At 60.9% G+C, this 13513-nt stretch carries 11 protein-coding genes and 2 pseudogenes; 7 read left to right on the top strand and 6 right to left on the bottom strand.

The features are described from left to right. The first annotated feature begins 24 nt into the window (after nucleotides 1–24). From ACZ9H4_RS33215 to ACZ9H4_RS33225, 3 genes are all read left to right on the top strand, one after another. Nucleotides 25–453 carry a hypothetical protein gene (locus ACZ9H4_RS33215; RefSeq protein ID WP_476122498.1) on the top strand — a complete coding sequence of 143 codons (429 nt, stop codon included), beginning with the start codon at nucleotides 25–27 and terminating at the stop codon, nucleotides 451–453. 413 nt (nucleotides 454–866) lie between these two features. After that, nucleotides 867–2321: a catalase gene (locus ACZ9H4_RS33220; RefSeq protein WP_476122519.1), complete on the top strand. Its 1455-nt coding sequence runs from the start codon at nucleotides 867–869 to the stop codon at nucleotides 2319–2321. A gap of 77 nt (nucleotides 2322–2398) precedes the next feature. Continuing rightward, complete coding sequence (locus ACZ9H4_RS33225) at nucleotides 2399–3013, top strand: ankyrin repeat domain-containing protein (RefSeq protein WP_408144618.1); 615 nt, start codon at nucleotides 2399–2401, stop codon at nucleotides 3011–3013. Between the two features lie 96 nt (nucleotides 3014–3109). On the opposite strand, the gene ACZ9H4_RS33230 is transcribed toward ACZ9H4_RS33225, so the two are convergent. The 4 genes from ACZ9H4_RS33230 to ACZ9H4_RS33245 all read right to left on the bottom strand — a co-directional run bounded on the left by ACZ9H4_RS33230 (nucleotide 3110) and on the right by ACZ9H4_RS33245 (nucleotide 7231). Beyond that, nucleotides 3110–5374, bottom strand: a complete 2265-nt coding sequence (locus tag ACZ9H4_RS33230; protein WP_476122499.1) for a xanthine dehydrogenase family protein molybdopterin-binding subunit — start codon at nucleotides 5372–5374, stop codon at nucleotides 3110–3112. Then, on the bottom strand, nucleotides 5371–5829 hold the full coding sequence (locus ACZ9H4_RS33235) for a (2Fe-2S)-binding protein (protein WP_476122500.1): 459 nt from the start codon (nucleotides 5827–5829) through the stop codon (nucleotides 5371–5373). The genes ACZ9H4_RS33230 and ACZ9H4_RS33235 overlap by 4 nt, the downstream gene beginning before the upstream one ends. 75 nt (nucleotides 5830–5904) lie before the next feature. Continuing rightward, nucleotides 5905–6216 carry a high-potential iron-sulfur protein gene (locus tag ACZ9H4_RS33240; protein ID WP_476122501.1) on the bottom strand — a complete coding sequence of 104 codons (312 nt, stop codon included), beginning with the start codon at nucleotides 6214–6216 and terminating at the stop codon, nucleotides 5905–5907. Between the two features lie 16 nt (nucleotides 6217–6232). Beyond that, nucleotides 6233–7231, bottom strand: a complete 999-nt coding sequence (locus ACZ9H4_RS33245; RefSeq protein ID WP_476122502.1) for an aldo/keto reductase — start codon at nucleotides 7229–7231, stop codon at nucleotides 6233–6235. Nucleotides 7232–7671: 440 nt separating this feature from the next. Here ACZ9H4_RS33245 and ACZ9H4_RS33250 point away from each other — a divergent pair, with 440 nt between their 5' ends. Continuing rightward, nucleotides 7672–8835: an MFS transporter gene (locus tag ACZ9H4_RS33250; protein ID WP_408144628.1), complete on the top strand. Its 1164-nt coding sequence runs from the start codon at nucleotides 7672–7674 to the stop codon at nucleotides 8833–8835. A gap of 195 nt (nucleotides 8836–9030) precedes the next feature. Here ACZ9H4_RS33250 and ACZ9H4_RS33255 read toward each other — a convergent pair whose 3' ends face one another. Next, a complete protein-coding gene (locus ACZ9H4_RS33255) occupies nucleotides 9031–9849 on the bottom strand; it encodes a TetR/AcrR family transcriptional regulator (protein WP_408144630.1) in 819 nt (272 codons plus the stop codon). Nucleotides 9850–9966: 117 nt separating this feature from the next. Between ACZ9H4_RS33255 and ACZ9H4_RS33260 the strand changes: the two are divergent. Beyond that, nucleotides 9967–10383, top strand: a pseudogene (locus tag ACZ9H4_RS33260) (MFS transporter); the annotation flags it as partial. Here the strand turns inward: ACZ9H4_RS33260 and ACZ9H4_RS33265 are convergent. Next, nucleotides 10381–10575 (bottom strand): annotated as a pseudogene (locus ACZ9H4_RS33265) (class II aldolase/adducin family protein); the annotation flags it as partial. The pseudogenes ACZ9H4_RS33260 and ACZ9H4_RS33265 sit on opposite strands and share 3 nt — an antisense overlap. Before the next feature lie 521 nt (nucleotides 10576–11096). Between ACZ9H4_RS33265 and ACZ9H4_RS33270 the strand changes: the two are divergent. Next, nucleotides 11097–11531 carry a winged helix-turn-helix transcriptional regulator gene (locus tag ACZ9H4_RS33270; RefSeq protein WP_408144632.1) on the top strand — a complete coding sequence of 145 codons (435 nt, stop codon included), beginning with the start codon at nucleotides 11097–11099 and terminating at the stop codon, nucleotides 11529–11531. A 645-nt stretch (nucleotides 11532–12176) separates the two neighbouring features. Continuing rightward, nucleotides 12177–13478 (top strand): MFS transporter, encoded by a 1302-nt coding sequence (locus tag ACZ9H4_RS33275; RefSeq protein ID WP_408144633.1) that lies wholly within the window; start codon nucleotides 12177–12179, stop codon nucleotides 13476–13478. The last annotated feature ends 35 nt before the right edge of the window (nucleotides 13479–13513 follow it).

Here is a 13513-nt window from a genome sequence, read left to right on the forward strand (position 1 = left end):
TCTGTTCAGCCATCGAGAGCTTTCGTGAACATTCGCTATCGCAGGCGTCTGCAGCTGTCTGTCGAGGGAACTGGCATCCTCGTCCTTTGCGGTGCGCTGTTTTCCCTTCACTCGCGGACTTCGCCCGCGGCTAACGAGTCAGCGCTGCCCAATGCCGTAGACCTGTCGCCCGAGGCGCTCGCGAACGTCAAATTGCAGTTCGACGTTCGCGTCAAACCAACCGGGATACAACAGGTGATGAAACGACTTTTTGCAATTTGTGCGTTCGCGATCGTGCTAACCGGTTGCGCGACGCAGTCGCAATCGCAATCGCAATCGCGCCATCCCACCGGAAACCGGCAGACATCGCACGGCACTGTAGTCGACTACGATGGCGTGCCCTGCCGCAATCAGAATATGCATGTGAAATCGCCCATCTGTCTGTTTCCGAGAACCCTTACCTCTCGCCATTAATTCGCTTTACGAAACAATGTTAATTGACTTCCACAACTTTAATAAAATACTCATAAATACATATGAAAAAGTACTCGATGAAATAGTGTTTTTTTAACTGCGCGAGACGTGCAGACTGCCGCCCATATCGCGATCATGTGGTGCACACGGCTGTATTTCAATCACTCCGCATAGCAATTCACATTCATTGTTCTTTCTCTTTTTCCAATGTCTTTAATTTTCCAAAGCAATTAGTCGACTATTGAAATGATAGGCAAAAGAGATTGGATAGTAGAACGGATGAGTCATAGGATTCCTCCGGCTCCCTCCTTAACCAGGAATACAACGTGAAAGTACTGAAGACACAGATTGCTGCAAGCATTTTCTCGATCGTCTCAGCAGTGGCGCTCGCTCAAACGTCGTATGCGGCGGATATGACCCAGGATAGCGGGTCGCCGGTCGGCGACAATCAGAACTCCCAGACCGCCGGCCCCGAAGGTCCGGTCCTTTTGCAGGACTCTCATCTCATCGAGAAACTGCAGCGTTTCGACCGGGAGCGCATACCCGAGCGCGTGGTGCATGCGCGCGGCACGGGTCTCTTTGGCGAGTTCGTGCCGACCACGGACATCAGTTCCCTGACCTCTGCCCAAGTGTTCACGCCTGGAACGAAGACCCCAGTCTTTGTTCGATTCTCGACGGTGATGGGATATCGTGGTTCGCCCGAGCAGGCACGCGACCCGCGCGGCTTCGCAATCAAGTTCTACACGCAGCAAGGGAACTGGGACATGGTCGGCATCAACTGGCCCATCTTCTTCATTCGGGACGCCATCAAGTTTCCTGACTTCGTGCATGCGAACAAACCATCGGCAGTGACCGGTGTGCAGGATCCGAATCTGGCGTTCGACTTTTTCGCCCATTCGCCCGAAGCAACCAACATGCTCACGCACCTTTACACGGACGAGGGCATGCCGGATTCATACCGCCACATGGACGGCTTCGGTGTGCACGCCTTCAAGTTCGTCAATGCGAAAGGCGAGGTTCACTACGTGAAGTTTCACTGGAAGAGCCGTCAGGGTATCGAGGGCATTCGCCCCCAGGATATCCCGCACTCGATCGGCGCCGACTGGAATCTGATGACCAATGATCTGTACAACTCGGTCAAGGCCCATTCGTATCCGCAGTGGGACCTTTACATCCAGGTGCTCTCGCCGAAGGATCTGGACAAGTTCGATTTCGATCCGCTGGACGACACGAAGGTATGGCCATCTTCCATCCCCGAGCAGAAGGTGGGCACGATGACGCTCAACCGCATTCCGGATAACTATTTCGAGTCCACGGAAGAATCGGCATTCGCGCCTTCGCGCCTCGTACCGGGCATTGAACCTTCAGAGGACCGGATGTTGCAAGGCCGCCTGTTCGCCTATGCCGACACACAGATGTATCGCCTCGGGCCGAACTACAACCAGTTGCCGATCAACCGTCCTGCCGTCCCGATCTACAACAACAACCAGGACGGCCTCATGAATGGGGAAGATCGAAAGGGCGAAGTGAACTACGAGCCGTCCGGAATCGCCGAAATCGCGCAACAGGACACGTACAAGTCCGTGCAGACGCCGCTGAAGGGGACGACCCAGCAAAGAGCGATTCACAAAACACTCGACTTCCGTCAGGCCGGCGAGTACTACCGGACGCTGTCCGATACCGATAAGACAGACCTGATCACGGCGCTGTCGGGCGACCTTGGCCGCGTGACCAACGACGCTAACAAGTACGCGATGCTCTCGTACTTCTATAAGGCTGATGCCGACTACGGCACCCGCCTCGCGCGTGCCACGCATGCGGATGTCACGCGCGTGAAGGACGCCGCGGCACACCTGAGCGACAACTGAAGCAAATTGGGGAAGCCTGCGCAAGCAGGTTTCCCAACCCGATAAGTAGATAGGTACGCTTTCTCACGGAGGACGCAATGCGATGCTCTTTTGCTGCCCGGCGCCTTGTTCGGACCGTGGCGGCCATTAGCCTGACCGCACTGTTGACAGCAAGTTGCGCGCAGCATGTGTATCAGTCGGGAACGTATTCGGCCGTGACGGACATGCCGCGTTACACCGAAGACTGGTTTGCTGCGGCGCGTGCGGGGCGCACGGATATTGTTCAGGCGTTGATCGCCGCCCATTTCCCGCTCGACACAACGACGCCTGAAGGCTATACCGCGCTGATCCTGAGCGCGTACGACAATCACCCGGAGACCCTAACGGCCCTCCTTGCCGCAGGCGCCAACGCTTGTGCGGCCGACCGGCATGGGAATACGGCTCTGATGGGGGCGCTCTTCAAAGGCGAGCCGAAAATCGCCGCGATGCTGCTCGACAAGCATTGCGACATCGATCAAACCAACAATGCGGGGGAAACGGCATTGTCGTTTGCCGCGCTGTTCGGCCGACTCGATATGATTCCGGTGCTCGTCGCACACGGCGCCAACGTGAACCATGTCGATGCGCGCGGCGGCACCGCATTGCAAATGGCGATCGCACAACGCAATCCGGCGGTAGAGGAAGCGCTACGCCACGTCGGCGCGACACAATGAGACGTTGCCGATGAGCCGCGTTTCATGCCGCCTCGACCATCGGCAGATAAAAGTGACCGCCATACCCGCGCAGCCGCGCCCTTACCCCTGTGCGGGTCACGCCCGCTTCAACAGCGCGCTGTCCACCGGCAACGCCCGAATCCGCGTACCTGTCGCATTGAAGATCGCGTTGCAGATCGCAGCCGCTGTCGGCGGCACACCCGGTTCGCCAACGCCACCGGGCGGCGCGGCGCTCGGCACGATGTAGACATGGGTTTCCGGCACGGAGTCGATGCGGGCGACCCGATAGTCGGTGAAGTTCGATTGCTCGGCCGCCCCCTGACCGAACGTCAGTTCGCTGTATAGCGTATTGCCCAGCGCCATCACCACCGCGCCTTCGAACTGCGCGATCACGCGGTCGGGATTGACGATACGTCCGCAGTCGACCGCCAGATCGACACGCGTCACCCGCACCGAGCCATCGTCGGCCACCTGCACCTGGGCGACCGCGGCAACGTACGTCAAAAAGCTGCGATGGACAGCGATCCCGCGCCCGTGGCGAGCGGGCAACGCCGCAGCCCAGTTCGAACGCACCGCGGCCGCGCGGACCACAGCGGCATAGCGCGCGGTATCGATTGGATACTCGTCGATCGACGCGCCGTAGTTCGGATAATCGACCCCCAGCGCATGCAGATCGACATGACGCGGAGTGCCCAGCAGCGCGAGCAGATGCTTCACCGGATCCTGTCGCGCCGCAACGGCGAGCTCGTCGACGAACGAGCCCAGTGCGAAGCCGTGCGGAATGTTGTACACCGACCGATACCAGCCGATACGCGTATGCGCCGGCGCCGCTCCGTTCTCGCACTGCACATTGGCGATTTCATACGGCATGTCGGTCACGCCCTGACCGAGTTCGCCCGCCGAACCATAAATCACGTTCGGCGTGAACGTCGAACCGATGGACGGAAACACGCTCCGGTGCAACCACGCAATCGTGTTGCCCTGCGCATCGAGGCCGCCTTCCATGTGCTGCGCGCACACGGCATGGAAATAATCGTTGCGTATGTCGTCCTCACGTGTCCACGTCAGCTTGACGGGAGCGCCGACCTCGCGCGCCAGGTACGCGGCTTCGGCCACGTAGTCCGGCTTCGACTTGCGGCCGAAGCCGCCGCCGAGCAACGTGACATTGATCGTCACGGCCTGCTCCTGCAAGCCGAGTACTTGCGCGACGGTCGTGCGTGCTTGCTGCGGATTCTGCGTGGCGGTCCAGACTTCGACGGCGCCGTTCGCAAACGATGCAGTGGCAGCCAGCGGCTCCATCGCCGCGTGCGCCATATGCGGCACGTAATAGTCCGCCGACACATGTCGTGCGGCGTTCTTCAACGCGCCGGCGGTATCGCCATTGTTGCGCACGACCTTCCCAGGCTGCCGCGCAGTGTCTTCAAGCGCCTTGCGATACGCCCGGCTATCGTACGTGCCGTTGGGCCCGAGGTCCCATTCGAGCTTGAGTTTCCGGCGCCCTTGCAGCGCGGCCCAGGTGCTGGTCGCGATCACCGCGACGCCGCCCAGCGGCCGGAAGCCGGCGGGCAGCGGCGCCGAAACGATGCGCACGACGTGCAGCACGCCGGGCACCTTCATCACTTCAGTCGAGTCGACGCTTTTGAGCGTTGCGCCGTACACAGGCGAACGTTCGACCGACGCGTACGTCATCCCGGGCAACACGACGTCGATGCCGTACGTTGCGCGGCCATGCACGATGTCGTCGAGATCGACGATTGGCAGGGACTTGCCGATATAGCGCCATGTGTCCTCGTTTTTCAGCTTCAGCGTGTCACGGCCGGGCACCGGCTGACGCGCCGCAGCCTCCGCCACCGCACCGTATGAAACGCGCCGCCCGCTCGCCGCATGCACCACGTGGCCGGGCTCGGTCCGGCAGCTCGTCGGGCTCACGCGCCACTGCGCAGCGGCCGCCGCGATCAGCATCTGCCGCGCGCAAGCGCCTGCCTCGCGCAATGGCTGGAAGAACTGGCGGATGCTGCGGGAGCCATCGGTATTCTGGTCACCGTACTTGGCATCGCCTTGCGCCTGCACAACCTTGACTGTGTTCCAGTCGGCATCGAGTTCGTCCGCGAGGATCATCGCGAGGCTGGTACGGATGCCGGTGCCCATCTCGGAGCGATGCGCGACCAGCACGATCTCGCCAGACGGCGCGACCGACACATAGACGTTCGGCGCAAACACTGCTTTGACACCACTTGCCGAAGCGAGCGGGGTCGCCGCAAACGCCTGGCGTGCGCCGCCGACATGCAGACCCAGCACCACGCCGCCCGCCAATGTGCCCTTCAGTACCCGGCGCCGGCTCAAATTGACGATCTCGCTCATGACGTCTGCTCCGCCGCCGCCTTGATGGCAACCTTGATGCGTTGATAGGTGCCGCAGCGGCAGACATTGCCGGACATGGCTTCGACGATCTGCTCGTCGCTCGGCTTCGGCGTCTGTTTGAGCAGCGACGCGGCCTGCATCATCTGGCCCGGCTGACAATAGCCGCACTGCGGCACATTCGCGGCTTTCCACGCCCGCTGCACGGGATGTTCGCCGCCTTTGCCCAGGCCTTCGATCGTCGTCACGGGCTTGCCCTGTACATCCGCAAGCGACGTGACACACGAGCGCACTGCCACGCCATCCAGATGGACGGTGCACGCGCCGCATGCGCCCACGCCGCAACCGAACTTGGTGCCATGCAGCCCCAACAGGTCCCGCACCGCCCACAGCAGCGGCATGTTCGCGTCGGCGTCGACGTCGACGTTGTGATGCACGCCATTCACAATCAGTTCCATCGGTTCACTCCTTGTCGTGGACGCACGCCGCACCTGCCGGCGCTGCCTGGTCATCGCCTTATCTGCGCACGCCGTTCATGCTCTTGTCTGATAGGCGTTGCACCATCCGGCGCCGCTCACCTGCTTTGCGCCGAACAGCGCACAGAGCGCGTTGGCGTCGGCTGGCTTACCCTGGTAGAACTGGCAGTTCGCGCAGCGCTGGTTGGTGCGGTAATGCGGATATTTCGTGTGGTCGACCTGGGTCGCATTGGCCTTGTACCCGAGCGCCTGCGCAGCGGGATCGCTCTCCTGAAGCTGCGGCGGCGCCGCCCAGACGGAGCGTCCGGAAACCACCAGCGCGGCGGCGCCGATCGAATGAATCATGAAGGTGCGTCGAAGGGTTCTCATGTTCAATACCTCCCTGTCAGGCTACGAGCAAGCGTTGCGGCGGCGCCATGAACTCCGGTCCCACGGGCTCCCTGACGAAGTTCGCGATAATCGCGTCGATCTGCGCGAACGCCTTCTCGTCGAGGCGCCAGCCGAACACATCTTCGACCCCGTCCAGTTGCGCCGGACGACGTGCGCCCCATAGCGCGATCGTCGGGCCGCGATCGAGCACCCAGCGCACCGCCAGCGCGAGCACCGACTTGTCGAAGTTATCGCGCGCGAACACGTTCAGCGCTTTCACGGCCGCGACATATTGCTCGCGACGCGGCGCGCAAAACTTCGGATCGCGCTGGCGCAGATCGTCGCCCTCGAAGCGCGTCTCGACGCCGATGCGCCCCGCCAGCAGTCCGCGACACAGCGCCCCATAGGCAAGCGCGACCAGCCCATGCTGTTCGGCGTACGGCAGCACGTCACGGTCGATATCCCGTTCGAACAGGTTGTACGGCGGCTGTGTGGCCGATAGCGGTGCCACGCGCCGGAACGCATCCATTTGCGCAGGCGTGAAGTTGCTGACGCCCAGCGCCCGCACCTTGCCTTCCTTGCGCAGATCGTCGAGCACCGCGGCGGTCTCTTCGATCGGCACGAGCGGGTCGGGCCAGTGGACCTGATACAGATCGATGTAATCTGTCCGCAAGCGCCTCAGCGTGTCCTCCACTTCCTGACGAATACGCTCCGGCGATGAATTGCGAAATACCGCGCCGTCGTGCCATTCCAGTGCGACCTTGGTGGCGATGACCGCCTTGTGCCGGTAGCCGTCGGCCAGCGCCTTGCCAACGATCTCCTCCGAAGCGCCGAAACCGTACACCGGCGCCGTATCGATCAGATTGACACCGCTGTCGAGCGCCCGGCGGATCACCGCGATCGAGTCTTTCTCGTCGGTGCCACCCCACATCCACCCGCCAATGGCCCAGGTGCCCAGGCCGACACGTGAGACAGGGGTCGTTAAGCCTTCAATTGCGATTGTTTCGATAGTCATGTGAAGCTCTCAAATCAAAGCACTACATCAAGCGGCGCGACCGGGTCGAATGCGATCTGACCCATAGCGGCGTGCCCATCGAACAGGCAGGCGAGCCGATTATTTCAGCGGCATCCGCCGATCACAAGAAGGCACCTGACGGTTTCATACTTTCCCCGTGGAAACTAATTGCTGCCACGGCGCTTACACGCACGACAACCCGCAAAGGAGAACCAATGATCTTGCGCGGGTCGGCTATCGGCTCACACGACTGGGTCGTCGCCCATCGCCTCGCGTAGCCGCCGCCACGTGAGGTCGACGCTGGCCGCCATTGTCGGGCGCTCAGCAAAGCCGTGAGAAATTGCCCATAATGGCCCGCGGTCTTCGAGCAACCGTTGGGATATTTGATGAAATCAGTTTCTGGCACACCGCAATCCCCGATCGCATTTCTGGCTGTAGCATTGGCGTTCGCGATCAACATGATGGGTACAACGCTACCGACGGCAATCTATCGGTACTACCAACAGCAGTATGGTTTTACGCCGACTGTCATCACCGTGATCTACGCCTCATATGCAGTCGGCGTGCTCGGTGCGCTGCTGTTGATCGGCAACTGGTCCGATCAGCTGGGCCGTCGTCGCATGATGATCGCGGGGTTGTGTGCGTCGGCCGCATCGGCGCTGACGTTCCTGCTCAGTGACGGGTTGGCGCTTTTGATGCTGGGCCGCCTGCTGTCAGGCGTCTCTGCTGGCATCTTCACAGGAACCGCCACCGTCGCCGTGATCGAACTCGCGCCGCCTGCATGGCGCGGTAAAGCCATGCTCGCGGCTACCGCCTCCAATATGCTCGGGCTGGGTTTCGGTCCTTTGCTGAGCGGCATCCTGGTCGAACTATTTCCATGGCCGACGCAGTTGCCCTATGGGGTCCATCTGGTGCTGGTCGGCATCGCCGCACTCGCCGTGCTCGGTGTGCCGGAGACCGCCGCGATTCCCGCGCGGGTGAAGCTCGGCTTCCAGAAAATTTCGCTTCCGGTCGAGGTACGCCGTGCGTTCATTCCTGCCGCGCTGGCGGGGTTTGCCGGTTTCGTCGTGGTGGGCTTCTTTGCGGCGGTCGGCCCTCAACTGATTCGGGTCGTGCTCGGTTTTCACAGCGGAATCGTGACCGGCTCGATTGTGTTCCTGCTGTTCGCGTGCTCCGCTTTCGGGCAAATCGTGCAGACGATCATTGCTGCGCGGTGGCGCCAAGCGGTCGGCTGCATTGGACTCGTCGTGGGACTCGTCTGTGTGGGCCTGTGCGTGCCCGAACGCTCGCTGGGCGCGCTTTTGCTCGGCACCGTCCTGGCTGGAATCGGGCAAGGCATCAGCTTCCGTGCCGGGTTGGGCGAGATCGCGTCGGCGGCGCCCGCGCACCGGCGAGCGGAAGTCACGTCGAGCTATTTCGTCGTGCTTTATGTGGCGATCTCACTACCTGTGATTGGTCTGGGTATCGCCGTGCAGCTCGCCGGCATTCAACGCGCGACCCTGCTCTTTGTCGGCTTGACGATAGTCCTTGTGCTTATCGCGCTGCTCCTGCTGATGCGCCGGCAAGCGAACCGGGAGCCAGACGCCCATGCAATGGGTGACTAAAGACGAAACCCCTCGCAGTTCGAGCGCAGCAAACGCTTGAAGAAACGGCGGCGACGGCCGCCCGGAATTCACCTGATGGATTGCGGGCGACTTCGATCAATTCACACCGTGCGGCGAAGCGGTCCACGACACGCGCTTTCGTGCAGCGCTTCCTGACCGTTTGCCGCGCTGTGCGAGCCCGCCGGCGCGTCACGCTCAGGAAGCCTCCAGCGCCGGTAGCAGCGCTGGCGCGCTCGTGAGGAAGGCGCGCACGTGCATCGCAATCACCGCGTCGCTGGGCGTGGTGTTGTCGTTCGAATAAATGCGGCGGCGAATCGCAAGGTGCGATACCGCGCCATGCAGCAGCCAGCCTACCTCGGTCAGATGCGCCGGATCGGCCGGTACGCCGCATCCCAATTCGTGCGCCGTCTCAGTGACAATGATCTCAAGCGCATGCGTCACGACGGCATTCGTGTACGTCGGCGCCATCTGCAGATCTTCAAGCGACGAGTAGAGGAACAGGCGAAGCCACTGCCGCGTCAGCAGGGTGTCGTAGTAGTCGCGATAAAAAGTATTGAGCCTGCTTTCAATCGGCACACTGCGGTCTTTCAGTTGAACAAACCAGATCGCCTTGAAGGTTCCTACAATTTCTCGCTTATAAACTTCGTCGATCAAGGCAGCCTTGCTGGGAAACAGGCTATACAGCAGACGTTGCGAAACGCCGCAGGCCTCGGCAATCGCGCGAGTCTGCGCGTTCAAACCGTGCTCGGCAAAATATTCGGCGGCCTTCTCCAGCACGCGCGCCTGACGCTCGGCGCGCGGCAGGCGCTGCGGCGCTTTCATCGGCCGCTTGACCGGCGCGCGGCCCGCTGCGCTCTTGCTGCCCGGCTCTGCAACATCCCTGGGTTTGGCCTTCATGACGCTCCTGTGTCCATCACTGTCGAAAAATAAGTCGCCACATGACGACTTATGATTTGGTAGAGTATATCGTCCGGGTCCGAGCAAAAGCCTCGCGAGGCACCCAGGCGCAGTCATGCATTATCTCAGGCTACCGCGCTGCGAGTCCCATCTTTGGCCGCCAGCCAATGCAAACGCTCCAACCTGAGGCGCGTTTGAGGACCTGCCGCACAACCCGAATTCCGTTCTCCATCCATGTCTTTGTCAAGCCGCCAGTCAGTCATCATTGCGCTGATCGTCGCCAGTGCCTATTTCATGGAGAATCTGGATGCGACGGTGATCGCGACCGCCCTGCGCCACATGGCCGCCACATTCGGCGTCACGTCCGTGAGCCTGAGTATCGGCATGACTGCCTATCTGCTGGCGCTCGCGGTCTTCATTCCCATTAGCGGATGGGTGGCCGACCGCTTTGGGCAACGTTCGGTGTTCGGCGGCGCGATCATCGTGTTCACCGGCGCCTCCATACTTTGCGGGCTGAGTAACGGCCTCGTCGAATTCACCGTTTCGCGGATCCTGCAGGGAATCGGCGGCGCGATGATGATGCCGGTAGGCCGCCTCGCCGTGCTGCGCAGCACCGAGAAACGTTACCTGATGCGCTCGATAGTGAAACTCCGGATCGCGGACCGTGATATGTCCGGCGATGCCTTCGGCCGGCCCAAATCGCGCAAAGATGCGAAACGCCGCGGCGAGTTTGAGCTTGCGATGCTGCCGTTCATCGTCGAGGCTGCCGAATACCGGTGGCTCCGGCAAGCGTCCGCCGATTGGTTTGGGAGTCTGCAACTCGCGGACTTCCGCGTGGCCCATGACATACTCCTTCGTGCTGGTCGACGACTTGATTTTCGTCGGCACAGAGGACACAGGCCATCGACGATTTGTCACAAGATCGCCTCTTGCGCTCATAACGTGCGCAGACGACTCGACCTTGGTGTCCGGATATGCAAGGACGATGTATGCCTCGCAACCCTATCGTCAGGTCGATGATCCAGCACTCAGCGCGACGCGACGAGCGCGGCTTTGCCGAAGGTGTCCTGAGCAAATTTATCGAAGGCCCGCCGGATCACCGCAATTGATTGCCTTTATTGGCGTCACCACTTCCTTCGCCGATAGCACGCGTCCGGGTCCAAGGCTTGAAACGGGCATACATAAAAAATTCAATCGCAAGGGTTTCGCTAGTCATGCGATACTTGTTTTTTGACAAACCGCACCTGGGTCGGATGCTGTCGAGGAACTGAAGCACGCTGACTAAATGAGCAAGCGAACACGCTTACGATCATGTCAGCCACATCAGGCGACCACCAAACACCTCGCGGCCCCATACCTCCCCCATGGAAACAAACTGCGACGATGCGCTTCGCGCCGACGGCAATGCGCAAAAGAAAACCGATGATCTTGCGCGCGACATCATCGAGCAGATCGCCGACAAGTGGAGCATTCTGGTGATCGATGCACTGGGAACTCATGGCGAGATGCGTTTTTCGCGCCTACGCGAACACATCGGCGGCGTCAGTCAGAAGATGCTCACGAAAACATTGCGCCAACTCGAGCGCGACGGCCTGGTGTCGCGCCACGTGCATCCCGTGATACCGCCGCGTGTCGACTATCGGCTGACACCGCTCGGAAACAGCCTTCTGGACAAAATCTGCGGAATTTGGGATTGGGCCGAAAGTCACATGACCGAAATGGAAGCCGCGCGGCAGCAGTTCGACGGCAGAGAAAAGCGCGCCGACACCTCACGGTCACCCGACGGGGCGACTCTTTAGACGGCACGGCTGAAGCTGCTGAATGGCAAATGCATGCGGCAGTTCTATGCCCACAACGGTGGCCGACGCGTTACACGAGCGGGTCAATGACGCTCCGTCGGCAACGAACCGCGTAGCTATCTCCTCCACCACCTGGCTACTGCACTGGCTTGCCTGGCGTTGTCCGAATTCTGCTTGACGATGCCGGTGAGTTGATGTCGTTGATGGTCGCGAGGCTCGCATTGATCCTGTTGACTCGCGTGATCCCTACGAGCGCCAGCGCGATGAGCGCAAACGGAATCAACCCAAACCCACGGCAACCCGCGTGCCGGTGCGAACATTCTGAAGTCTCAACATCGCTCCCTGTGCGATCGCTCTCACCAGGCACTGTAGCTGCTTGCCAAGGTCGGATGCGCGATTGTGCTCGATCTGAGCACCGCCGTGCTTGCGATTTTCGTGCTGAAGCCGCCGCACACGTGATCACCGATTTCTATCGACTGCGCGGGTCACTTTCGATTATCTGCACTCAGGTCCGCGCACCTATACTCGAATTCAACCGGTACGAAACGGGCGCCTGCGCGTAGCAGACGACCGGTTCATCTATCGCCGACGCGCAACGCGCCGGGCGTGTATCTGACATTCAAATAGAGCATTAGGAGAACAGGCATGAGCGGTGCACCTGCGGCGGTCGTTGCGTACGCCCAGCCGAAGACATCGGTTCGCTGGAAGATTTTCTTCATCATGTTGCTGCTGGTGACGGTCAACTACATCGATCGGGCATCGCTGTCCGTCGCGATGCCGATGATCGCAAGCGAGTTCACGCTTACGCCGGTCATGCAGGGCCTCATTATGAGTTCGTTCTTCTGGTCATACACGCTGATGCAGATTCCAGGCGGCATGGCCGTCGACCGCTTCAAGCCGCGGCTGGTCCTCGCGCTGTGCACTTTGCTCTGGGGCGCCTTCCAGGGCCTTGGTGCGCTGACGACCAACGCGGTGTCCTTGCTCGCCACAAGACTCGGACTTGGTGTGGCAGAAGCGCCCGTGGCTTCGGCGGGAGGTGCGCTCAATGCGATGTGGCTCACGCAGCATGAGCGCGTCCGTGGCGCATCGCTGATGGACGGTGGCTCGCCACTCGGCGCCGCGCTCGGATCGGTACTGATCACCTGGCTGATCGTGGTCGCGCACTCATGGCGCACTGCGTTCGCGATCGCCGGCGTCGGCACCGTCCTGTGCGGGATAGGCGCCTGGTACTACATCAAGAATCAACCGCGCGAGCACGCCGGCGTCAATGAAGCCGAAGCGGAACACATCGAACTGGCCCGGCGCAAGGAAGACGAAAAGGAAGCCAAAAGCCTGTCGGGCAACTCGCTCGATTTCTTCAGGTATCGCTCAGTGTGGCTGATGTTCATCGGATTCATGTGTTGCACAACGCTTTACTACGGCCTGTTGACCTGGATGCCCACCTATCTGCAGAAAGCGCAGGGCTTCAACATTCAGCAAATGGGCGGCGCCAGCTTCGTGATCTTCTTCTGCGGCTTCATCGGCGAACTCTCCGGTGCCTACGTCGCCGACAAGTGGCTCGCCAGCGGCGCCGCACCGAACCGCGTCATGCGTACTTTCTTCGGCATCGCCGGCGTGGTTGCCACGATCGCGGTATTTTCGGTGGCGCATGCGACGAGCCCCACCATGGTCGTGATCCTGCTGTCCATCACGCTCTTCTTTCTGCGGTGGGGCGGCCTGTACTGGTCGATCCCCGCCATGCTCGCCTCTCGCAACAAGGTGGGCACGCTCGGCGGGATGCTCAACTTCGGCGGGAATATTGGCGGCATGGTGATCCCGATTGCGATTGGCGCGATCGTTCAATTCACGGGCTCGTATTTCCTCGCGCTGATGTGTTTCGCCGCAATGGGCGTCGGCCTGCTGCTCTGTTCAATCGGAATCGATTATGAAACGAAGATTCCAGTCTGAGCGATCGCCGCGCCGCTTATAAGCAAAATTGCTAC

It is taken from the genome of Paraburkholderia sp. TE9906, assembly GCF_056279605.1.

Excerpts from the sequence above, each read along its gene's own strand:
- ACZ9H4_RS33220 (WP_476122519.1), top strand. The coding sequence starts at position 867 with ATGACCCAGGATAGCGGGTCGCCGGTCGGCGACAATCAGAACTCCCAG.
- ACZ9H4_RS33225 (WP_408144618.1), top strand. The coding sequence starts at position 2,399 with ATGCGATGCTCTTTTGCTGCCCGGCGCCTTGTTCGGACCGTGGCGGCC.
- ACZ9H4_RS33230 (WP_476122499.1), bottom strand. The coding sequence starts at position 5,374 with ATGAGCGAGATCGTCAATTTGAGCCGGCGCCGGGTACTGAAGGGCACA.
- ACZ9H4_RS33235 (WP_476122500.1), bottom strand. The coding sequence starts at position 5,829 with ATGGAACTGATTGTGAATGGCGTGCATCACAACGTCGACGTCGACGCC.
- ACZ9H4_RS33240 (WP_476122501.1), bottom strand. The coding sequence starts at position 6,216 with ATGAGAACCCTTCGACGCACCTTCATGATTCATTCGATCGGCGCCGCC.
- ACZ9H4_RS33245 (WP_476122502.1), bottom strand. The coding sequence starts at position 7,231 with ATGACTATCGAAACAATCGCAATTGAAGGCTTAACGACCCCTGTCTCA.
- ACZ9H4_RS33255 (WP_408144630.1), bottom strand. The coding sequence starts at position 9,849 with ATGACTGCGCCTGGGTGCCTCGCGAGGCTTTTGCTCGGACCCGGACGA.
- ACZ9H4_RS33270 (WP_408144632.1), top strand. The coding sequence starts at position 11,097 with ATGGAAACAAACTGCGACGATGCGCTTCGCGCCGACGGCAATGCGCAA.
- ACZ9H4_RS33275 (WP_408144633.1), top strand. The coding sequence starts at position 12,177 with ATGAGCGGTGCACCTGCGGCGGTCGTTGCGTACGCCCAGCCGAAGACA.